16 protein-coding genes and 1 pseudogene are annotated in these 21,943 nt (G+C 48.7%); all 17 read left to right on the plus strand.

Annotated elements, in window-relative coordinates:
- Positions 1-26 precede the first annotated feature (26 nt).
- On the plus strand, positions 27-1,409 hold the full coding sequence (atpD, locus tag HGD79_RS15680; protein WP_000190506.1) for a F0F1 ATP synthase subunit beta: 1,383 nt from the start codon (positions 27-29) through the stop codon (positions 1,407-1,409).
- 20 nt (positions 1,410-1,429) lie between these two features.
- On the plus strand, positions 1,430-1,849 hold the full coding sequence (locus HGD79_RS15685; protein WP_168848435.1) for a F0F1 ATP synthase subunit epsilon: 420 nt from the start codon (positions 1,430-1,432) through the stop codon (positions 1,847-1,849).
- A gap of 350 nt (positions 1,850-2,199) precedes the next feature.
- Positions 2,200-3,570, plus strand: a complete 1,371-nt coding sequence (gene glmU, locus HGD79_RS15690; RefSeq protein WP_000933736.1) for a bifunctional UDP-N-acetylglucosamine diphosphorylase/glucosamine-1-phosphate N-acetyltransferase GlmU — start codon at positions 2,200-2,202, stop codon at positions 3,568-3,570.
- Between the two features lie 161 nt (positions 3,571-3,731).
- Positions 3,732-5,561, plus strand: coding sequence for a glutamine--fructose-6-phosphate transaminase (isomerizing) (gene glmS, locus HGD79_RS15695; RefSeq protein WP_000334099.1), 1,830 nt, complete (start codon positions 3,732-3,734; stop codon positions 5,559-5,561).
- A 301-nt stretch (positions 5,562-5,862) separates the two neighbouring features.
- Entirely contained in the window at positions 5,863-6,435 is a 573-nt protein-coding gene (gene lpfA-O113, locus HGD79_RS15700) for a long polar fimbria major subunit LpfA-O113 (protein ID WP_000827806.1), read from the plus strand.
- 47 nt (positions 6,436-6,482) lie between these two features.
- Entirely contained in the window at positions 6,483-7,214 is a 732-nt protein-coding gene (lpfB-O113, locus tag HGD79_RS15705; RefSeq protein WP_000088114.1) for a long polar fimbrial chaperone LpfB-O113, read from the plus strand.
- 24 nt (positions 7,215-7,238) lie between these two features.
- Positions 7,239-9,761: a long polar fimbrial usher protein LpfC-O113 gene (gene lpfC-O113, locus HGD79_RS15710; RefSeq protein ID WP_000989215.1), complete on the plus strand. Its 2,523-nt coding sequence runs from the start codon at positions 7,239-7,241 to the stop codon at positions 9,759-9,761.
- Positions 9,762-9,771: 10 nt separating this feature from the next.
- Positions 9,772-10,845: a long polar fimbrial minor subunit LpfD-O113 gene (lpfD-O113, locus tag HGD79_RS15715; protein WP_168848436.1), complete on the plus strand. Its 1,074-nt coding sequence runs from the start codon at positions 9,772-9,774 to the stop codon at positions 10,843-10,845.
- Between the two features lie 247 nt (positions 10,846-11,092).
- On the plus strand, positions 11,093-12,133 hold the full coding sequence (gene pstS, locus HGD79_RS15720) for a phosphate ABC transporter substrate-binding protein PstS (protein WP_000867146.1): 1,041 nt from the start codon (positions 11,093-11,095) through the stop codon (positions 12,131-12,133).
- Between the two features lie 86 nt (positions 12,134-12,219).
- On the plus strand, positions 12,220-13,179 hold the full coding sequence (pstC, locus tag HGD79_RS15725) for a phosphate ABC transporter permease PstC (RefSeq protein ID WP_000741620.1): 960 nt from the start codon (positions 12,220-12,222) through the stop codon (positions 13,177-13,179).
- Positions 13,179-14,069, plus strand: a complete 891-nt coding sequence (pstA, locus tag HGD79_RS15730; RefSeq protein WP_001251991.1) for a phosphate ABC transporter permease PstA — start codon at positions 13,179-13,181, stop codon at positions 14,067-14,069. The genes pstC and pstA overlap by 1 nt, the downstream gene beginning before the upstream one ends.
- Before the next feature lie 90 nt (positions 14,070-14,159).
- A complete protein-coding gene (gene pstB / locus HGD79_RS15735) occupies positions 14,160-14,933 on the plus strand; it encodes a phosphate ABC transporter ATP-binding protein PstB (RefSeq protein ID WP_000063125.1) in 774 nt (257 codons plus the stop codon).
- 14 nt (positions 14,934-14,947) lie between these two features.
- The gene (gene phoU / locus HGD79_RS15740) at positions 14,948-15,673 is read left to right on the plus strand and encodes a phosphate signaling complex protein PhoU (RefSeq protein ID WP_000377786.1); all 726 of its coding nucleotides are present in this window, start codon (positions 14,948-14,950) and stop codon (positions 15,671-15,673) included.
- A 285-nt stretch (positions 15,674-15,958) separates the two neighbouring features.
- A pseudogene (bglG, locus tag HGD79_RS15745) lies at positions 15,959-16,795 on the plus strand (transcriptional antiterminator BglG).
- A 132-nt stretch (positions 16,796-16,927) separates the two neighbouring features.
- Complete coding sequence (bglF, locus tag HGD79_RS15750; RefSeq protein ID WP_000137316.1) at positions 16,928-18,805, plus strand: PTS beta-glucoside transporter subunit IIABC; 1,878 nt, start codon at positions 16,928-16,930, stop codon at positions 18,803-18,805.
- An 18-nt stretch (positions 18,806-18,823) separates the two neighbouring features.
- Positions 18,824-20,218 carry a 6-phospho-beta-glucosidase BglB gene (bglB, locus tag HGD79_RS15755; RefSeq protein ID WP_000643210.1) on the plus strand — a complete coding sequence of 465 codons (1,395 nt, stop codon included), beginning with the start codon at positions 18,824-18,826 and terminating at the stop codon, positions 20,216-20,218.
- Positions 20,219-20,303: 85 nt separating this feature from the next.
- Positions 20,304-21,920, plus strand: coding sequence for a carbohydrate-specific porin BglH (gene bglH / locus HGD79_RS15760; protein ID WP_000489849.1), 1,617 nt, complete (start codon positions 20,304-20,306; stop codon positions 21,918-21,920).
- The last annotated feature ends 23 nt before the right edge of the window (positions 21,921-21,943 follow it).

Here is a 21,943-nt window from a genome sequence, read left to right on the forward strand (position 1 = left end):
ACAGGTTATTTCGTAGAGGATTTAAGATGGCTACTGGAAAGATTGTCCAGGTAATCGGCGCCGTAGTTGACGTCGAATTCCCTCAGGATGCCGTACCGCGCGTGTACGATGCTCTTGAGGTGCAAAATGGTAATGAGCGTCTGGTGCTGGAAGTTCAGCAGCAGCTCGGCGGCGGTATCGTGCGTACCATCGCAATGGGTTCCTCCGACGGTCTGCGTCGCGGTCTGGATGTAAAAGACCTCGAACACCCGATCGAAGTCCCGGTAGGTAAAGCGACTCTGGGCCGTATCATGAACGTACTGGGTGAACCGGTCGACATGAAAGGCGAGATCGGTGAAGAAGAGCGTTGGGCGATTCACCGCGCAGCACCTTCCTACGAAGAGCTGTCAAACTCTCAGGAACTGCTGGAAACCGGTATCAAAGTTATCGACCTGATGTGTCCGTTCGCTAAGGGCGGTAAAGTTGGTCTGTTCGGTGGTGCGGGTGTAGGTAAAACCGTAAACATGATGGAGCTCATTCGTAACATCGCGATCGAGCACTCCGGTTACTCTGTGTTTGCGGGCGTAGGTGAACGTACTCGTGAGGGTAACGACTTCTACCACGAAATGACCGACTCCAACGTTATCGACAAAGTATCCCTGGTGTATGGCCAGATGAACGAGCCGCCGGGAAACCGTCTGCGCGTTGCTCTGACCGGTCTGACCATGGCTGAGAAATTCCGTGACGAAGGTCGTGACGTTCTGCTGTTCGTTGACAACATCTATCGTTACACCCTGGCAGGTACGGAAGTATCCGCACTGCTGGGCCGTATGCCTTCAGCGGTAGGTTATCAGCCGACCCTGGCGGAAGAGATGGGCGTTCTGCAGGAACGTATCACCTCCACCAAAACTGGTTCTATCACCTCCGTACAGGCAGTATACGTACCTGCGGATGACTTGACTGACCCGTCTCCGGCAACCACCTTTGCGCACCTTGACGCAACCGTGGTACTGAGCCGTCAGATCGCGTCTCTGGGTATCTACCCGGCCGTTGACCCGCTGGACTCCACCAGCCGTCAGCTGGACCCGCTGGTGGTTGGTCAGGAACACTACGACACCGCGCGTGGCGTTCAGTCCATCCTGCAACGTTATCAGGAACTGAAAGACATCATCGCCATCCTGGGTATGGATGAACTGTCTGAAGAAGACAAACTGGTGGTAGCGCGTGCTCGTAAGATCCAGCGCTTCCTGTCCCAGCCGTTCTTCGTGGCAGAAGTATTCACCGGTTCTCCGGGTAAATACGTCTCCCTGAAAGACACCATCCGTGGCTTTAAAGGCATCATGGAAGGCGAATACGATCACCTGCCGGAGCAGGCGTTCTACATGGTCGGTTCCATCGAAGAAGCTGTGGAAAAAGCCAAAAAACTTTAACGCCTTAATCGGAGGGTGATATGGCAATGACTTACCACCTGGACGTCGTCAGCGCAGAGCAACAAATGTTCTCTGATCTGGTCGAGAAAATCCAGGTAACGGGTAGCGAAGGTGAACTGGGGATCTACCCTGGCCACGCACCGCTGCTCACCGCCATTAAGCCTGGTATGATTCGCATCGTGAAACAGCACGGTCACGAAGAGTTTATCTATCTGTCTGGCGGCATTCTTGAAGTGCAGCCTGGCAACGTGACCGTTCTGGCCGACACCGCAATTCGCGGCCAGGATCTCGACGAAGCGCGAGCCATGGAAGCGAAACGTAAGGCTGAAGAGCACATTAGCAGCTCTCACGGCGACGTAGATTACGCTCAGGCGTCTGCGGAACTGGCCAAAGCGATCGCGCAGCTGCGCGTTATCGAGTTGACCAAAAAAGCGATGTAACACCGGCTTGAAAAGCACAAAAGCCAGTCTGGAAACAGGCTGGCTTTTTTTTACGCGTGATCCGTCCTGAAGAGCGTTCACATAGATCCTGCTGATATAAAACACCCCTGTTTTCCCGTTTATTCATTGATCGAAATAAGAGCAAAAACATCCACCTGACGCTTAAATGAAGGTACTGCCTTAATTTTCTGCAGACAAAAGGCGTGACGATGGTCGAAAATGGCACTTTCGTCAGCGGGGATAATCCGTTATTGAACAATTTATCCTCTGTCCATTTCACGATGAAAAAAATGTAGTTTTTTCAAGGTGAAGCGGTTTAAATTCGTTCTCAAATTACAGTCAGGACGCGTATGTTGAATAATGCTATGAGCGTAGTGATCCTTGCCGCAGGCAAAGGCACGCGCATGTATTCCGATCTTCCGAAAGTGCTGCATACCCTTGCCGGGAAAGCGATGGTTCAGCATGTCATTGATGCTGCGAATGAATTAGGCGCAGCGCACGTTCACCTGGTGTACGGTCACGGCGGCGATCTGCTTAAACAGGCGCTGAAAGACGACAACCTTAACTGGGTGCTTCAGGCAGAGCAGCTGGGTACGGGTCATGCAATGCAGCAGGCCGCACCTTTCTTTGCCGATGATGAAGACATTTTAATGCTCTACGGCGACGTGCCGCTGATCTCTGTCGAAACACTCCAGCGCCTGCGTGATGCTAAACCGCAGGGTGGCATTGGTCTGCTGACGGTGAAACTGGATGATCCGACCGGTTATGGACGTATCACCCGTGAAAATGGCAAAGTTACCGGCATTGTTGAGCACAAAGATGCCACCGACGAGCAGCGTCAGATTCAGGAGATCAACACCGGCATTCTGATCGCTAACGGCGCAGATATGAAACGCTGGCTGGCGAAGCTGACCAACAATAATGCTCAGGGCGAATACTACATCACCGACATTATTGCGCTGGCGTATCAGGAAGGGCGTGAAATCGTCGCCGTTCATCCGCAACGTTTAAGCGAAGTAGAAGGTGTGAATAACCGCCTGCAACTCTCCCGTCTGGAGCGCGTTTACCAGTCCGAACAGGCTGAAAAACTGCTGTTAGCAGGCGTTATGCTGCGCGATCCGGCGCGTTTTGATTTGCGCGGTACGCTTACTCACGGGCGCGATGTTGAAATTGATACTAACGTTATCATCGAGGGCAACGTGACTCTCGGTCATCGCGTGAAAATCGGCACCGGTTGCGTGATTAAAAACAGCGTGATTGGCGATGATTGCGAAATCAGTCCGTATACCGTTGTGGAAGACGCGAATCTGGCAGCGGCCTGTACTATTGGCCCGTTTGCCCGACTGCGTCCTGGTGCTGAGTTGCTGGAAGGTGCACACGTCGGTAACTTTGTTGAGATGAAAAAAGCGCGTCTGGGTAAAGGCTCGAAAGCTGGTCATCTGACTTACCTGGGCGATGCGGAAATTGGCGATAACGTTAACATCGGCGCGGGAACCATTACCTGCAACTACGATGGTGCGAATAAATTTAAGACCATTATCGGCGACGATGTGTTTGTCGGTTCCGACACTCAGCTGGTGGCCCCGGTAACAGTAGGCAAAGGCGCGACCATTGCTGCGGGTACAACTGTGACGCGTAATGTCGGCGAAAATGCATTAGCTATCAGCCGTGTGCCGCAGACTCAGAAAGAAGGCTGGCGTCGTCCGGTAAAGAAAAAGTGATTCTGGCCGGGTAATCCGGTCACATGGGATGAGGAGATAACATAATCTCCCTCCCACAAGCAGTAACTATAAAAATAACCCCACTCTCTACAAGGCTCGGGGCGCCCGAAAAAACGGGCATACAGGTTGACCGACAACGATATAAATCGGAATCAAAAACTATGTGTGGAATTGTTGGCGCGATCGCGCAACGTGATGTAGCAGAAATCCTTCTTGAAGGTTTACGTCGTCTGGAATACCGCGGATATGACTCTGCCGGTCTGGCCGTTGTTGATGCGGAAGGTCATATGACCCGCCTGCGTCGCCTCGGTAAAGTCCAGATGCTGGCTCAGGCAGCGGAAGAACATCCTCTGCATGGCGGTACGGGTATTGCTCATACTCGCTGGGCGACCCACGGTGAACCTTCAGAAGTGAATGCGCATCCGCATGTTTCTGAACACATTGTGGTGGTGCATAACGGCATCATCGAAAACCATGAACCGCTGCGCGAAGAGTTAAAAGCGCGTGGCTATACCTTCGTTTCTGAAACAGACACCGAAGTAATTGCCCATCTGGTGAACTGGGAGCTGAAACAGGGCGGTACTCTGCGTGAGGCTGTTCTGCGTGCTATCCCGCAACTGCGTGGTGCGTACGGTACAGTGATCATGGACTCCCGTCACCCGGATACCCTGCTGGCGGCACGTTCTGGTAGTCCGCTGGTGATTGGCCTGGGTATGGGCGAAAACTTTATCGCTTCTGACCAGCTGGCGCTGTTGCCGGTGACCCGTCGCTTTATCTTCCTTGAAGAGGGCGATATTGCGGAAATTACTCGCCGTTCGGTAAACATCTTCGATAAAACTGGCGCGGAAGTAAAACGTCAGGATATCGAATCCAATCTGCAATATGACGCGGGCGATAAAGGTATTTACCGTCACTACATGCAGAAAGAGATCTACGAACAGCCGAACGCGATAAAAAACACCCTTACCGGGCGCATCAGCCACGGTCAGGTTGATTTAAGCGAGCTGGGACCGAACGCCGACGAACTGCTGTCGAAGGTTGAGCATATTCAGATCCTCGCCTGTGGTACTTCTTATAACTCCGGTATGGTTTCCCGTTACTGGTTTGAATCGCTGGCAGGTATTCCGTGCGACGTCGAAATCGCCTCTGAATTCCGCTATCGCAAATCTGCCGTGCGTCGTAACAGCCTGATGATAACCTTGTCACAGTCTGGCGAAACCGCGGATACCCTGGCGGGCCTGCGTCTGTCGAAAGAGCTGGGTTACCTTGGTTCGCTGGCAATCTGTAACGTTCCGGGTTCTTCTCTGGTGCGCGAATCCGATCTGGCGCTGATGACCAACGCGGGTACGGAAATCGGCGTGGCATCCACTAAAGCATTCACCACTCAGTTAACTGTGCTGTTGATGCTGGTGGCGAAGCTGTCTCGCCTGAAAGGTCTGGATGCCTCCATTGAACATGACATCGTGCATGGTCTGCAGGCGCTGCCGAGCCGTATTGAGCAGATGCTGTCTCAGGACAAACGCATTGAAGCTCTGGCAGAAGATTTCTCTGACAAACATCACGCGCTGTTCCTGGGCCGTGGCGATCAGTACCCAATCGCGCTGGAAGGCGCATTGAAACTGAAAGAGATCTCTTACATTCACGCTGAAGCCTACGCTGCAGGCGAGCTGAAACACGGCCCGCTGGCGCTGATTGACGCGGATATGCCGGTTATCGTCGTTGCACCGAACAACGAACTGTTGGAAAAACTGAAATCCAACATTGAAGAAGTTCGCGCGCGTGGCGGTCAGTTGTATGTCTTCGCCGATCAGGATGCGGGTTTTGTAAGTAGCGATAACATGCACATCATCGAGATGCCGCATGTGGAAGAGGTGATTGCACCGATCTTCTACACCGTTCCGCTGCAGCTGCTGGCTTACCATGTCGCGCTGATCAAAGGCACCGACGTTGACCAGCCGCGTAACCTGGCAAAATCGGTTACGGTTGAGTAATCACTATCATAGATAAAAAAGGGCTGCCGACCGGTGGCCCTTTTTTATAACTGACATCAATAAATTCATCTATCTTTCTATATAAATATATTCTGAATTATCATTAATGTCTGATAACAAACTTGATTTTTTACTGTTTAAATAATATTTAAACAATAAATTTATATTTTATTTTTGCGTAATTAATATTATTTTTAGATAAAGCCGTCTCTTTGGTGTACTATTCCTTTGAATCAAAAATACACTTATTAATATAAGTGATGATTCATGGTAAAGGATATATTATATCAATGGAGTTTTTATGAAGCGTAATATTATAGGCGGTGCATTCACTCTGGCATCTCTAATGCTGGCCGGGCATGCACTGGCAGAAGATGGTGTTGTTCACTTCGTCGGTGAAATTGTCGACACTACTTGTGAAGTTACCTCCGATACAGCCGATCAAATTGTCCCACTGGGTAAAGTCAGTAAAAATGCATTTTCAGGTGTAGGTAGTCTGGCGTCGCCACAGAAGTTCAGTATTAAGCTTGAAAATTGCCCGGCAACGTACACTCAAGCAGCCGTTCGTTTTGATGGTACAGAAGCGCCTGGCGGCGACGGCGACCTGAAAGTGGGTACGCCGCTTACAGCAGGCAACCCTGGTGATTTTACCGGTACAGGACAAGCGATTGCGGCAACCGGCGTTGGTATTCGTATTTTTAACCAGTCCGATAATTCGCAGGTTAAACTTTATAACGACTCTGCTTATACCGCTATCGATGCTGAAGGCAAGGCTGAAATGAAGTTTATTGCACGCTATGTGGCAACCAATGCGACCGTAACGGCTGGTACGGCGAACGCTGATTCACAATTTACTGTCGAATATAAGAAATAATTTATCAAGGGCCTTTTTATTCAGTTGGCTTTGGCCAGGGAGTCGTTATGTCCAGAAAAAGTTGTTTAATCAGGCTCTTTAAAACAACAGTTTCATGTAAGTTATTTACCGCGATTATACTCAGCGTTTTTTTAGGCCAACCAGCATTAACTTATGCAGGCGTTGTCATTGGTGGTACGCGGGTGGTTTACTTAAGTAATAATGCTGATAAATCTATTTCTGTATTTAGCAAAGAAGAAAAAATACCTTATCTCATCCAGGCTTGGGTAGATCCATTTAATAAAGAGGATAAAAGCAAAGCGCCGTTTACCGTTATTCCGCCAGTATCACGATTAGAACCTTCGCAAGAAAAAATATTACGCATTATTCACACCAAAGGTGTGTCATTGCCTGATGATCGCGAGTCAGTCTTCTGGCTGAATATTAAAAATATTCCGCCATCAGCGAGCAACAAAGCGACGAACTCGCTGGAAATAGCAGTAAAAACGCGTATCAAGCTGTTCTGGCGACCAGCAAATATCCGCCTTATTCCCGAAGATGCTGCGCCGAAAGTGAAATGGCGCCGGGAAGGGCGAAATCTGATAGCAGAGAATCCCAACCCAATTCATATCAGTGTGATGGATGTCATCGTTGATGGCCATGATGTGCCCCTCAATATGATCCGTCCTTTTGAAACGCTCACGTTACCTTTACCTGCTAATTCTGCGGGAGGCCAAATGACCTGGCGATTTATTAATGATTACGGCGCAGTCAGTGACCCGATAAAAATGACGCTGTAAGCAAGGGATAAGGATAGGCGTATTATGATGACGACCAGAATAGTGGTTGGCCTCACGGCAGGGACGTGTCTGATTTTCTCGCAAAACCTGATGGCCGAGGTCAGTGTATTCAATCCGGCGCTTCTGGAAATCGACCATCAATCCGGAGTCGATATTCGCCAGTTTAATCGGGCAAACCTGATGCCCCCAGGTGTTTATAGCGTTGATATTTTTATCAACGGTAAAATGTTTGAACGTCAGGATGTGACATTTGTTCAGGATAATCCAGATGCTGATCTGCACGCATGCTTTATTGCCATTAAAAAAACACTGTCCTCCTTTGGCATAAAAGTTGATGCGCTCAAATCGTTCAATGATGTGGATGAGACGGTTTGCCTCGATCCTGCTCCACGTATTGAAGGCTCATCCTGGCAGTTTGACAGTGATAAATTGCAGCTGAATATATCCATTCCCCAAATCTACATGGACGCGATGGCTTATGATTACATCAGCCCCACGCGTTGGGATGAGGGGATTAACGCGCTCACCATCAACTACGATTTTTCTGGTTCACATACACTACGTTCAGATTATGGTTCACAAGAGACAGATACCAGTTATCTCAATCTGCGCAATGGACTGAATATTGGACCGTGGCGGCTACGTAATTACAGTACTTTAAACACCAGCGATGGCCGTGCGGAATACAACTCCATTAGTACCTGGATACAGCGCGATATTGCCGCGTTAAGAAGCCAGATTATGATTGGTGATACGTGGACGGCGAGCGATATTTTCGACAGTACGCAAATTCGCGGCGCGCGTTTGTATACTGATAACGATATGCTACCCGCCAGCCAGAATGGCTTTGCTCCTGTGGTTCGTGGGATTGCAAAGTCCAACGCCACCGTCATCATTCGGCAGAATGGCTACGTGATTTATCAGTCTGCCGTTCCACAAGGTGCTTTTGAGATCACCGATCTCAACACCGCCAGTACAGGTGGCGATTTGGACGTAACCATCAAAGAAGAAGACGGTAGCGAACAACGATTCACCCAACCTTATGCTTCATTGGCGATTCTTAAACGTGAAGGTCAGACAGATGTTGATGTCAGCGTGGGTGAATTGCGCGATGAAGACGGATTTACACCGGACGTCCTTCAGGCGCAAATACTTCATGGTTTTTCCCACGGGATCACTTTATATGGAGGTATGCAGGCTGCTGAAAATTATGGTTCTGCAGCTCTGGGTGTCGGTAAAGATCTTGGCGCTTTGGGCGCAATTTCTTTCGATGTGACACATGCTCGTGCGAATTTTAGCCATGATGATACAGAAACGGGTCAGTCATATCGCTTTCTCTATTCAAAACGATTTGACGACACAGACACTAGCTTGCGCCTGGTTGGCTATCGTTACTCCACCGAGGGCTACTATACCCTCAATGAGTGGGCATCGCGGCGCAACAGCCCTGAAGACTTTTGGGAAACAGGTAACCGACGTAGTCGCGTGGAGGGAACGCTAACGCAGTCGTTGGGGAGAGATTATGGCAATTTATACCTGACATTAAGCCGGCAACAATACTGGCATACCGATGATGTCGAACGATTAATGCAATTTGGCTACAGCAGTAGCTGGAAGCGTCTCTCGTGGAACGTCTCCTGGAGTTATTCCAATACTGCCAGACAGGGGACGGGGAACAACCATGCCAGTGATAACACCAGTGAGCAGATCTACATGCTCTCTTTATCTGTTCCTTTATCGGGCTGGTGGGGTAATAGTTACGCCACCTATTCTGTTTCGCAAAACGATAATTCCGGTAGCTCACATCAACTCGGACTCAGCGGTACGGCGCTGGAAAGAAATAACCTTTCATGGAATTTAATGCAGTCCTATAACAGTCATGATGATGAGGTTGGCGGTAATATGTCCCTGACCTATGATGGCTCTTATGGCACGGTGAACGGCAGCTATAACTACAGCCAAAATTCCCAGAGGCTGAATTATGGTATCAGAGGGGGAATTCTGGCACACAGCGAAGGGGTAACGTTAAGTCAGGAGTTAGGTGAAACTATTGCTCTTGTTAAAGCACCTGGGGCCGCCGGGTTAGAAATAGATAATATGCGCGGTGCTGCGACGGACTGGCGCGGCTATACGGTCAAGACACAGCTAAACCCTTATGATGAAAATCGGGTAGCAATCAGCGATAACTATTTCTCGAAGTCGAATATAGAACTTGATAATACCGTCGTTACGATGGTTCCCACGCGTGGTGCAGTGGTTAAAGCGGAGTTTGTGACTCATGTGGGTTATCGCGTTCTCTTCAGAGTGTTAAATGCAAATGGTAAACCGGTACCTTTTGGAGCCATTGCTGCGATACAAGATGCAAGTTTGGCAGATTCAGGAATTGTCGGTGACCGTGGCGAACTTTATCTTTCTGGTCTACCAGAAAAAGGACAGGTTACGTTATCCTGGGGAGAAAACGCCTCAACAAAATGCATCTTCAATTATTCACTTTCGACACCAGAAAGTGAGAGCGGATTAATTGAACAGGGTGTGACATGTCATTAAAAGGATTTTTATGAACAAGTATATCAAACAGTGGTGCTTTGCTGTGTTTATGCTCTCGTTAAGTAGTGTAGCACTTGCAGCTCCTAAAGGTATCTGTACCCCTGATAATGGCGTATTTCACAGTACGCTTGATTTCTCGGGATATCTTATTACCGCGAACGAAAATAAGGTTGGAACGACATTTAACACCACTGTAACTAATGGATCCTCATATCCTGGACGCTGTCATTGTGATACTGGTAACGTAGGAGAATTCCCCTATATCTATTATACGTCAAAAATAAACCTGGCATTAACTTATGCTGGGGTTCACTCTAATATTAATTATTATGATCTTAATCCGAACCTTGATGTTGGGATTGCTATAGATATTCTTGGGGTTGGGTATGTGAATGCACCTTTTGAATATCATGCTAACAACCCGTCTGGTAATACAAAGTACAATTGCAACCGCATTGAACCTTTAAGTATATCTAGTGGGGCTAAAGCGATAGTATATTTTTATATCAAGAAGACATTTGCAGGAAAATTGATTATTCCTGAAACAAAGATAGTGACATTGTATGGAACAATTAGCCGTGACCCCCCGGTGGATTACTCACAGCCGATGGCTGATGTTTATATTCGGGGCGATATTACAGCTCCGCAAAGTTGCGAAATAAATAATTTACAGCCAGTTTATTTTGATTTTAAAGAAATACCAGCTGCAGATTTTTCATCTGTTGTTGGAAGTGCGGTAACAACACATAAAATTACTAAAACGGTCACTATTGAGTGTGAAAACCTGGGGATACTGAATACCGATGATATCAGTACGTCTTTTTATGCTACCGAACCCAATACGGACAATTCAATGGTCGTAACTTCAAACTCTAACGTGGGGATAAAAATTTACGACAAAAATAATAAGGAAATCAAAGTGAACGGTGGTGAGTTGCCAACAGACATGGGTAAATCAACAGTGTATGGTGAAAAATCAGGTAGTGTAACTTTTTCAGCTGCTCCTGCGAGCCTTACTGGAGCTCGCCCAGCCCCGGGGCAATTTACTGCAACAGCGACGATAACTGTTGAGATTGTGCGCTAATAGGTCTGACAACGATTGTTCATCACATCGTTGTCATCTCACCCATTTCTTTATCACTTTTAAATGCATCATGACAAAAAGATGACATGTGGGATTTTCATCTTCACATTTAAAATCAGTAAGTTATTTGATAATTCCTTTCTGTCATAAAAATGTCATATTCCTTACATATAACTGTCACCTGTTTGTCCTATTTTGCTTCTCGTAGCCAACAAACAATGCTTTATGAATCCTCCCAGGAGACATTATGAAAGTTATGCGTACCACCGTCGCAACTGTTGTCGCCGCGACCTTATCGATGAGCGCTTTCTCTGTGTTTGCAGAAGCAAGCCTGACAGGTGCAGGTGCAACCTTCCCTGCGCCGGTGTATGCCAAATGGGCTGACACTTACCAGAAAGAAACCGGTAATAAAGTTAACTACCAGGGTATCGGTTCTTCCGGTGGCGTAAAACAGATTATCGCTAATACCGTTGATTTTGGTGCCTCTGACGCGCCGCTGTCTGACGAAAAACTGGCTCAGGAAGGTCTGTTCCAGTTCCCGACCGTGATTGGCGGCGTGGTGCTGGCGGTTAACATTCCAGGGCTGAAGTCTGGCGAACTGGTGCTGGATGGTAAAACCCTCGGCGACATCTACCTGGGCAAAATCAAGAAGTGGGATGATGAAGCCATCGCCAAACTGAATCCGGGTCTGAAACTGCCTTCACAAAACATTGCTGTAGTACGCCGCGCAGATGGCTCCGGGACTTCCTTCGTCTTCACCAGCTACCTGGCGAAAGTGAACGAAGAGTGGAAAAACAACGTTGGTACTGGCTCTACCGTAAAATGGCCGATCGGTCTGGGCGGTAAAGGTAACGACGGTATCGCCGCGTTCGTTCAGCGTCTGCCGGGTGCAATTGGTTATGTTGAATATGCTTACGCGAAGCAGAACAACCTGGCGTACACCAAACTGATCTCCGCTGATGGTAAACCGGTTAGTCCGACCGAAGAAAACTTCGCTAATGCAGCAAAAGGTGCAGACTGGAGCAAAACCTTCGCTCAGGATCTGACCAACCAGAAAGGCGAAGATGCATGGCCTATTACCTCTACCACGTTCATTCTGATCCACAAAGATCAGAAGAAACCAGAACAAGGCACAGAAGTGCTGAAGTTCTTCGACTGGGCTTACAAAACCGGGGCTAAACAGGCGAACGACCTGGATTACGCCAGCCTGCCGGATAGCGTAGTTGAACAGGTTCGCGCTGCGTGGAAGACCAATATTAAAGACAGTAGCGGTAAGCCGCTGTACTAATAAAACTCCAGGCCGGGTACGGTGTTTTACGCCGCATCCGGCATTACAAAATGACTTTGTAAACGCGTTTAACTGAAGAGTAACTTATGGCTGCAACCAAGCCTGCTTTTAACCCACCGGGTAAAAAGGGCGACATAATTTTCAGCGTGCTGGTAAAACTGGCGGCGCTGATTGTGCTATTGATGTTGGGTGGCATTATTGTCTCTCTGATCATCTCCTCCTGGCCGAGCATTCAGAAATTTGGTCTGGCTTTCCTATGGACCAAAGAGTGGGATGCACCGAACGATATCTACGGGGCGCTGGTGCCGATCTACGGTACGTTGGTGACTTCGTTTATCGCGCTGCTGATCGCCGTCCCGGTGAGTTTCGGTATCGCCCTGTTCCTGACTGAGCTTGCGCCTGGCTGGCTGAAACGCCCGCTGGGTATCGCCATTGAGCTGCTGGCAGCCATTCCAAGTATCGTTTACGGCATGTGGGGCCTGTTTATCTTTGCGCCGCTGTTCGCCGTTTACTTTCAGGAGCCGGTCGGCAATATCATGTCGAATATCCCGATTGTTGGCGCGCTGTTCTCTGGCCCCGCATTTGGTATCGGTATCCTCGCGGCAGGCGTGATCCTCGCCATCATGATTATTCCGTACATTGCGGCGGTAATGCGTGATGTGTTCGAACAAACCCCGGTGATGATGAAAGAGTCGGCCTACGGTATTGGCTGCACCACCTGGGAAGTTATCTGGCGTATCGTTCTTCCGTTCACCAAAAATGGTGTTATCGGCGGCATCATGCTGGGGCTGGGCCGCGCGCTCGGTGAAACCATGGCGGTGACCTTTATCATCGGTAACACCTACCAGCTCGACAGCGCCTCGCTGTATATGCCGGGCAACAGTATCACCTCTGCGCTGGCGAACGAATTTGCGGAAGCGGAATCCGGTCTGCACGTTGCCGCACTGATGGAACTGGGCCTGATCCTGTTTGTGATTACCTTCATCGTCCTCGCCGCATCGAAGTTTATGATTATGCGCCTGGCTAAGAATGAGGGGGCACGCTAATGGCTATGGTTGAAATGCAAACCACTGCGGCGCTGGCTGAATCTCGCCGCAAAATGCAGGCGCGTCGCCGCCTCAAAAACCGTATTGCGCTGACGCTCTCGATGGCGACGATGGCCTTCGGCCTGTTCTGGCTGATCTGGATTTTAATGTCCACCATCACTCGCGGTATCGACGGTATGTCGCTGGCGCTGTTCACTGAAATGACGCCGCCGCCCAATACGGAAGGTGGTGGTCTGGCGAACGCCCTGGCGGGTAGCGGGCTGTTAATTTTGTGGGCCACGGTATTCGGTACGCCGCTGGGCATTATGGCGGGGATTTATCTGGCGGAATATGGTCGTAAATCCTGGCTGGCAGAAGTGATTCGCTTCATTAACGACATTCTGCTCTCCGCGCCGTCGATTGTGGTTGGTCTGTTTGTTTACACCATCGTGGTGGCGCAGATGGAGCACTTCTCTGGCTGGGCGGGTGTAATTGCGCTGGCGCTGTTGCAGGTGCCGATTGTTATCCGCACCACCGAGAACATGCTGAAACTGGTGCCGGACAGCCTGCGTGAAGCGGCTTATGCGCTGGGTACACCGAAGTGGAAAATGATCTCCGCGATTACGCTGAAAGCGTCGGTGTCCGGGATCATGACCGGTATCCTGCTGGCGATTGCCCGTATTGCCGGTGAAACCGCGCCGCTGCTGTTTACCGCGCTCTCCAACCAGTTCTGGAGCACGGACATGATGCAGCCGATCGCCAACCTGCCGGTGACGATCTTTAAGTTTGCGATGAGCCCGTTTGCAGAATGGCAGCAACTGGCCTGGGCCGGGGTGTTGATTATTACCCTGTGCGTACTGCTGCTGAACATTCTGGCGCGCGTTGTTTTTGCGAAGAATAAACACGGTTAACACTTTGCCGGATGCGGCGTGAACGCCTTATCCGGCCTACGGTAAGCCTGATTCGCGAAGTGCATCAGGCACGATGAGGAAAAGATTGCAATGAGTATGGTTGAAACTGCCCCGAGTAAAATTCAGGTTCGTAATTTGAACTTCTACTACGGCAAATTCCATGCCCTGAAAAACATCAACCTGGATATCGCTAAAAACCAGGTAACGGCGTTTATCGGGCCGTCCGGCTGCGGTAAATCGACGCTGCTGCGTACCTTCAACAAAATGTTTGAACTGTACCCGGAGCAGCGTGCGGAAGGTGAAATTCTGCTTGATGGCGACAACATCCTGACCAACTCTCAGGATATCGCCCTGCTGCGTGCGAAAGTGGGCATGGTGTTCCAGAAACCGACGCCGTTTCCGATGTCCATCTACGACAACATCGCTTTTGGCGTTCGTCTGTTTGAGAAGCTCTCCCGTGCCGACATGGACGAGCGCGTGCAGTGGGCATTGACCAAAGCCGCATTGTGGAACGAAACCAAAGATAAATTGCACCAGAGCGGTTACTCTCTCTCTGGTGGTCAGCAACAGCGTCTGTGTATTGCGCGTGGTATCGCCATTCGCCCGGAAGTGCTGCTGCTCGACGAACCGTGTTCGGCGCTCGACCCTATCTCTACCGGGCGTATTGAAGAGCTGATCACCGAACTGAAGCAGGATTACACCGTGGTGATCGTCACCCACAACATGCAGCAGGCTGCGCGTTGTTCCGACCACACGGCGTTTATGTACCTGGGCGAATTGATTGAGTTCAGCAACACGGACGATCTGTTCACCAAGCCAGCGAAGAAACAAACAGAAGACTACATCACCGGTCGTTACGGTTGATTCAGGAGTGCGTTATGGACAGTCTCAATCTTAATAAACATATTTCCGGCCAGTTCAACGCCGAACTGGAAAGTATCCGCACGCAGGTGATGACCATGGGCGGCATGGTGGAGCAGCAGCTTTCTGATGCAATCACCGCGATGCATAACCAGGACAGCGATCTGGCGAAGCGCGTGATCGAAGGCGACAAGAACGTCAACATGATGGAAGTGGCGATCGATGAAGCCTGCGTGCGCATTATCGCCAAACGTCAGCCGACGGCGAGCGACCTGCGACTGGTTATGGTGATCAGTAAAACCATTGCCGAGCTGGAGCGTATTGGCGACGTGGCGGACAAAATCTGCCGTACTGCGCTGGAGAAATTCTCCCAGCAGCATCAGCCGTTGCTGGTAAGTCTGGAGTCGCTGGGCCGTCATACCATCCAGATGCTGCACGACGTGCTGGACGCGTTCGCGCGGATGGACATTGACGAAGCGGTACGTATTTATCGTGAAGATAAAAAAGTCGATCAGGAATACGAAGGTATTGTTCGTCAACTGATGACCTACATGATGGAAGATTCGCGTACCATTCCGAGCGTACTTACTGCGCTGTTCTGCGCGCGTTCTATCGAACGTATTGGCGACCGCTGCCAGAATATTTGTGAGTTTATCTTCTACTACGTGAAGGGGCAGGATTTCCGTCATGTAGGCGGTGATGAGCTGGATAAACTGCTGGCGGGAAAAGATAGCGACAAATAATTCACCAGACAAATCCCAATAACTTAATTATTGGGATTTGTTATATATAACTTTATAAATTCCTAAAATTACACAAAGTTAATAACTGCGAGCATGGTCATATTTTTATCAATAGCGCATTGCTATTTTCTCTGCACGCAATTAAATTAATTTCCGAACCTGGATGTTCGTTATAAAAACCATTAATAAATGACTGGATTGTTACTGCATTCGCAGGCAAAACCTGACATAACCAGAGAATACTGGTGAAGTCGGGTTTTTTTGTTTATAAAAAAGGTCCTTGCTATGAACATGCAAATCACCAAAATTCTCAACAATAATGTTGTGGTGGTTATTGATGATCAACAGCGGGAAAAAGTCGTCATGGGGCGAGGAATTGGCTTTCAAAAACGCGCTGGCGAAAGAATTAACTCAAGTGGAATAGAAAAAGAGTATGCCTTGAGCAGTCATGAACTGAACGGGTGATTAAGCGAACTCTTAAGTCATATTCCTCTTGAGGTGATGGCAACCTGTGATCGTATTATCTCTTTAGCGCAGGAGCGCTTGGGAAAATTACAGGACAGTATTTATATCTCGCTAACTGACCATTGCCAGTTTGCGATTAAACGCTTTCAGCAAAACGTGTTGCTGCCCAACCCGTTGCTGTGGGATATCCAGCGGCTTTACCCGAAAGAGTTCCAGCTAGGGGAAGAAGCGTTAACCATTATTGATAAACGGTTGGGCGTGCAGTTACCGAAAGATGAAGTGGGCTTTATTGCCATGCATCTGGTCAGTGCCCAAATGAGCGGAAATATGGAGGATGTTGCAGGTGTCACGCAGTTAATGCGCGAAATGCTGCAATTAATAAAATTTCAGTTCAGCCTTAATTACCAGGAAGAAAGCTTGAGTTATCAGCGACTGGTTACACATCTGAAGTTTTTATCCTGGCGTATTCTTGAACATGCTTCAATTAACGATAGTGATGAATCATTACAACAAGCAGTAAAACAAAATTACCCGCAAGCATGGCAATGTGCGGAACGGATCGCCATTTTTATTGGTTTGCAGTATCAACGTAAAATTTCACCCGCAGAGATTATGTTTTTAGCCATAAATATAGAGCGCGTGCGCAAAGAACACTGAAATATTATTACTGAGTAAAGGATTGTTACCGCACTAAGCGGGCAAAACCTGAAAAAAATTGCTTGATTCACGTCAGGCCGTTTTTTTCAGGTTTTTTTTGGAGTTTTGCCGCAAAGCGGTAGAGGGCAAGTTATGACGGAGTTAGCCAGAAAAATAGTCGCAGGAGTCGGGGGCGCAGATAACATTGTTAGTCTGATGCATTGCGCAACGCGATTACGTTTTAAGTTAAAGGATGAAAGCAAAGCGCAAGCTGAGGTACTGAAAAACACCCCCGGTATTATTATGGTGGTGGAAAGCGGTGGCCAGTTTCAGGTGGTCATAGGTAACCATGTGGCCGATGTCTTCCTGGCGGTCAACAGCGTGGCAGGCCTTGGCGAAAAAGCGCAACAGGCACCGGAAAATGATGAGAAAGGTAATCTGCTAAACCGCTTTGTTTATGTTATTTCAGGTATTTTTACGCCTCTGATCGGTTTGATGGCGGCAACCGGGATCCTGAAAGGTATGCTGGCTCTGGCGCTCACTTTTCAGTGGACGACCGAACAAAGTGGTACTTATTTAATTTTATTCAGCGCCAGTGATGCCTTGTTTTGGTTCTTCCCGATAATCCTGGGATACACCGCGGGGAAACGCTTCGGCGGTAATCCATTTACTGCCATGGTGATTGGTGGAGCGTTAGTGCATCCATTAATTCTGACTGCTTTCGAGAACGGGCAAAAAGCGGATGAGCTGGGGCTGGATTTCCTGGGTATTCCGGTCACATTGTTGAATTACTCGTCATCGGTTATTCCCATTATTTTTTCTGCCTGGTTGTGCAGCATTCTGGAACGCCGACTTAATGCGTGGTTACCGTCGGCAATCAAAAATTTCTTCACACCATTGCTATGTCTGATGGTTATCACACCCGTCACCTTTCTGCTGGTGGGGCCGCTATCAACCTGGATAAGCGAACTGATTGCCGCCGGTTATCTCTGGCTTTATCAGGCGGTTCCTGCATTTGCGGGCGCGGTAATGGGCGGCTTCTGGCAAATCTTCGTCATGTTCGGACTGCACTGGGGCCTGGTGCCGCTGTGTATCAATAACTTCACCGTGCTGGGCTACGACACCATGATCCCGCTGTTAATGCCCGCCATTATGGCGCAGGTCGGGGCGGCGCTCGGCGTCTTCCTCTGCGAACGCGATGCGCAGAAAAAAGTGGTGGCGGGATCAGCGGCGTTGACGGGCCTGTTTGGTATCACCGAACCAGCGGTATATGGCGTTAATCTGCCGCGTAAGTACCCCTTTGTTATCGCCTGTATCAGTGGGGCTTTGGGGGCCACCATCATTGGCTACGCGCAAACGAAAGTGTACTCCTTTGGTTTGCCAAGTATTTTCACCTTCATGCAAACCATCCCGTCAACGGGAATTGATTTCACCGTCTGGGCCAGCGTTATTGGCGGTGTCATTGCCATCGGTTGCGCATTTGTCGGTACGGTGATGCTTCATTTCATCACCGCTAAACGTCAGCCAGCGCAGGGTGCCCCGCAAGAGAAAACACCAGAGGTTATTACACCACCTGAGCAGGGCGGTATCTGTTCACCGATGACGGGAGAGATTGTGCCGCTCATTCACGTCGCTGATACCACGTTTGCCAGTGGCCTGTTGGGTAAAGGTATCGCCATTCTGCCCTCGGTTGGTGAAGTGCGTTCTCCGGTTGCGGGTCGAATTGCTTCGTTGTTCGCCACATTACACGCTATTGGCATTGAGTCAGATGATGGTGTGGAGATCCTGATTCATGTCGGTATCGACACCGTAAAACTGGACGGCAAATTCTTTTCCGCTCACGTCAACGTGGGTGACAAGGTCAATACAGGCGATCGGCTGATTTCTTTTGATATCCCTGCTATTCGCGAGGCCGGATTTGATCTGACGACGCCGGTATTAATCAGTAATAGCGATGATTTTACAGACGTATTACCCCACGGCACGGCGCAGATAAGCGCTGGTGAGCCGCTGTTATCCATCATTCGCTAACGATAAAAGGAGTTAATTATGAAAGCATTTCCAGAAACATTTCTTTGGGGTGGCGCAACAGCTGCCAATCAGGTGGAAGGTGCCTGGCTGGAAGATGGCAAAGGGATCACGACCTCAGATTTACAGCCTCATGGCGTAATGGGAAAAATGGAACCGCGCATCCTGGGGAAAGAGAATATCAAAGATGTCGCCATCGATTTTTATCACCGTTACCCGGAAGATATCGCGTTATTTGCCGAGATGGGCTTCACCTGTCTGCGTATTTCCATTGCCTGGGCGCGAATTTTCCCTCAGGGCGACGAAGCCGAACCGAATGAAGCGGGGTTAGCGTTTTACGATCGGCTGTTTGATGAAATGGCGCAGGCGGGGATCAAGCCGCTGGTAACGTTATCCCATTACGAAATGCCATATGGGCTGGTGAAAAACTACGGCGGTTGGGCTAATCGGGCGGTCATCGATCACTTCGAGCATTACGCCCGCACGGTCTTTACCCGCTACCAACATAAAGTAGCGTTATGGCTGACGTTTAATGAAATCAATATGTCGTTACACGCGCCATTCACGGGCGTGGGGCTGGCAGAAGAGAGTGGCGAGGCGGAAGTTTATCAGGCGATCCATCATCAACTGGTTGCCAGTGCGCGGGCAGTTAAAGCCTGTCATAGCCTGATCCCCGAAGCGAAAATCGGCAATATGCTTCTCGGCGGGCTGGTTTACCCCCTCACCTGCCAGCCACAGGATATGTTGGAGGCCATGGAAGAGAACCGGCGCTGGATGTTCTTTGGTGATGTTCAGGCGCGTGGTCAGTATCCCGGCTATATGCAGCGTTTCTTCCGCGACCACAATATCACCATTGAGATGACTGAAAGTGACGCAGAAGATTTAAAACATACCGTAGATTTCATCTCTTTTAGTTATTACATGACTGGTTGTGTTTCCCACGACGAAAGCATTAATAAAAATGCGCAGGGCAACATACTGAATATGATCCCCAATCCGCATCTGAAAAGTTCAGAGTGGGGGTGGCAAATTGATCCGGTTGGATTACGGGTTCTGTTAAATACGCTTTGGGATCGTTATCAAAAACCGTTATTTATTGTCGAGAACGGATTAGGCGCAAAAGACAGCGTTGAAGCGGATGGTTCGATACAGGACGATTATCGAATTGCCTATTTAAACGATCACCTGGTACAGGTAAATGAAGCGATTGCCGATGGTGTGGATATTATGGGGTACACCAGTTGGGGGCCAATTGATTTAGTCAGTGCATCTCATTCACAAATGTCTAAGCGCTACGGCTTTATTTATGTGGATCGTGATGATAATGGCGAAGGAAGCCTCACAAGAACGCGTAAGAAAAGCTTCGGATGGTATGCAGAAGTGATCAAAACGCGGGGGCTGTCATTAAAAAAATAACCAATAAAGCACCTTAATTATCGTCGCATTCAGAACAGTCTGGATGCGATACGTTAATTCTTTCTTTGCACCATAAAGGGATATTATGTTTAGACGAAATCTTATTACCTCTGCCATCTTATTAATGGCACCGTTAGCCTTTTCTGCACAATCATTGGCTGAATCATTAACGGTGGAACATCGCCTTGAGTTATTAGAAAAAGCGTTAAGAGAAACGCAAAGCGAACTCAAAAAGTATAAAGATGAAGAGAAGAAAAAATATACGCCAGCGACGGTGAATCGTAGCGTAAGTACGAATGATCAAGGGTATGCCGCCAATCCGTTCCCGACCAGTAGTGCCGCAAAACCTGATGCTGTACTGGTCAAAAATGAAGAGAAAAATGCCAGTGAGACAGGCTCGATTTATTCTTCCATGACTCTGAAAGATTTCAGTAAGTTTGTGAAAGATGAAATTGGCTTTAGTTACAACGGCTATTACCGTTCTGGTTGGGGGACCGCCTCTCATGGTTCACCTAAATCATGGGCGATTGGTTCTCTGGGCCGCTTTGGTAACGAATACTCCGGCTGGTTTGATTTGCAGTTAAAACAACGTGTCTACAACGAAAACGGCAAACGGGTTGATGCCGTTGTGATGATGGATGGTAACGTTGGTCAGCAGTACTCTACCGGCTGGTTTGGCGATAACGCCGGTGGCGAGAACTTTATGCAGTTCTCCGATATGTACGTTACCACCAAAGGTTTCCTGCCCTTTGCGCCAGAGGCTGATTTCTGGGTGGGTAAACACGGTGCGCCGAAAATTGAAATCCAGATGCTGGACTGGAAAACGCAGCGTACTGATGCCGCAGCGGGTGTAGGTCTGGAAAACTGGAAAGTCGGTCCGGGTAAAATTGATATCGCGCTGGTTCGCGAAGATGTCGATGATTACGATCGCAGCCTGCAAAACAAACAGCAGATTAATACCAATACTATTGATTTACGCTATAAAGATATCCCGTTATGGGATAAAGCGACCTTAATGGTGAGTGGTCGTTATGTCACGGCAAACGAAAGCGCATCGGAAAAAGATAATCAGGATAATAACGGCTATTATGACTGGAAAGATACCTGGATGTTTGGCACATCTTTAACGCAGAAATTTGATAAAGGTGGCTTCAACGAATTCTCCTTCCTGGTTGCGAATAACTCTATCGCCAGTAACTTTGGCCGTTATGCTGGCGCAAGTCCATTTACCACCTTTAATGGTCGTTATTATGGTGATCACACCGGCGGAACAGCAGTTCGTCTGACTTCACAGGGCGAAGCCTATATCGGCGATCATTTCATTGTGGCTAACGCGATTGTTTACTCCTTCGGTAACGATATTTATAGCTACGAAACAGGCGCACACTCTGATTTCGAATCTATTCGTGCGGTTGTTCGCCCGGCCTATATTTGGGACCAATATAACCAGACAGGTGTTGAACTGGGCTATTTCACCCAGCAAAACAAAGATGCGAATAGTAATAAATTTAATGAGTCTGGTTATAAAACCACGCTCTTCCATACCTTTAAAGTCAATACCAGTATGTTGACCTCGCGTCCGGAAATTCGTTTCTACGCCACGTATATCAAAGCCCTGGAAAACGAACTGGATGGCTTCACCTTCGAAGACAATAAAGACGACCAGTTTGCTGTCGGTGCCCAGGCTGAAATCTGGTGGTAATGGAACTTAATGAAAGGAATATT

It is taken from the genome of Escherichia sp. SCLE84 (genome assembly GCF_012584495.1).
In the GTDB taxonomy this organism is placed as follows: Bacteria; Pseudomonadota; Gammaproteobacteria; order Enterobacterales; family Enterobacteriaceae; genus ECMA0423.